Here is a 1271-nt window from a genome sequence, read left to right on the forward strand (position 1 = left end):
ATCAAAAAATCCTTACTTTTGGTAGTAAGGATTTTAGAGAATAACTGACAATTATTTTTAACCCCTAACTGTCAGATGAAGTTGTGGCTATTACATATTAAAATTCTTTATCTACCGTTAAAAGATTATTTTTTACTCTGTGATTAAAAGACTGGATATAAGCTTTTAGGAAACGTTCCATTTCTTTTACTTTTTCGGGTTCTGTGTTTTTTAGATTAGTTTTAAGTTCGGGATCCGTTTTCCAGTTATATAGTCCCATAGTATTCTTTCCGTCAAAGGCAAGGTAATAATCTCCTTGTTCATAGTTATAAATATTGTCGAGATAATTTACTACAAAGTCATTTTCTGATTTATAAGCTATATAGCATAATTAAGTGCTGGCTTTTACATTTTAGGAAACCTCTAAATTCTTCATCAAATCTGGGCTTATATTCTTTAGGTGATTTGTTTCCTAATGCGTTATGAGGGTGGTTAAAATTGTAATACTCTCTCCATTTATCAGCTAATCTTTGTAACTGGTAGATATCATTGAAGTAAAAAGCATCTAATATATCCTCTCTAAAAAATCGATTAAAACGTTCTATATATCCATTCTGCATTGGTTTTTGCCAGATTGGGTATATTTTATCTCTATAAAGTTCTTCTCACACCACTTTACAAAGGTTTTAGAGATGAACTCAGGTCCATTATAACATCTAATGTACTTTGGAGTACCTATTTCTTGTTTTAGGTTTTCAAGTGTTTCTATTACTGCTCTTGCAGGATAACGTAATCCAGCTTCAATAGCTATTGCTTCTCTACTACAGTCGTCTAATACATTAAAAACTCTTACTTTTCTGTCATCTGTAAGTAAGTTACTCATAAAGTCCATACTCCAACACTCATTGAGTACTTTTGGCGTTTCTAAAGGCTGCTTAACTCTTGTTATTAAACGTTTCTTATGTTTTCTTCTAGACTTAGTTTCATTAAGCGATAAACAAGTAGAACTCTTTTTCTGTTCCATACAAGCCCTTCTCTGCGTATCTTATGGAAGTACTCATCAAAGCCGCGAGAAGGGGATTGTCCTGCTAATTCACTTAGTTTATCAATGACCTCTGTATCATCTTTTTTATTTTGATAATACCACATTGATCGGCATAGTTCAACTACTAACCTGAGTTCGATTATAACAAGGCTAATTGATTAGTTATTACTTTCTCATATCTAATTGCAGGTTTCTTAGGCAAGAAATGATATGCAATAATTCCAGCGATAAGGTTAGTAAAGAAATT

Annotated in this window: 3 protein-coding genes and 1 pseudogene; all 4 read right to left on the bottom strand. The window is 32.1% G+C overall.

Going from position 1 to position 1271, the window contains the following annotated elements:
* Nucleotides 1-97: 97 nt before the first annotated feature.
* Nucleotides 98-259, bottom strand: coding sequence for a hypothetical protein (locus C8P70_RS14120; RefSeq protein ID WP_243832723.1), 162 nt, complete (start codon nt 257-259; stop codon nt 98-100).
* Between the two features lie 91 nt (nt 260-350).
* A complete protein-coding gene (locus C8P70_RS13725; RefSeq protein WP_166666244.1) occupies nt 351-599 on the bottom strand; it encodes an integrase core domain-containing protein in 249 nt (82 codons plus the stop codon).
* A complete protein-coding gene (locus C8P70_RS13730; RefSeq protein ID WP_133713861.1) occupies nt 581-1003 on the bottom strand; it encodes a DDE-type integrase/transposase/recombinase in 423 nt (140 codons plus the stop codon). The genes C8P70_RS13725 and C8P70_RS13730 overlap by 19 nt, the downstream gene beginning before the upstream one ends.
* 160 nt (nt 1004-1163) lie before the next feature.
* Nucleotides 1164-1271, bottom strand: a pseudogene (locus C8P70_RS14395) (IS982 family transposase); the annotation flags it as partial.

The organism is Myroides indicus (genome assembly GCF_004364575.1).
Taxonomy (GTDB): Bacteria; Bacteroidota; Bacteroidia; order Flavobacteriales; family Flavobacteriaceae; genus Flavobacterium; species Flavobacterium indicum_A.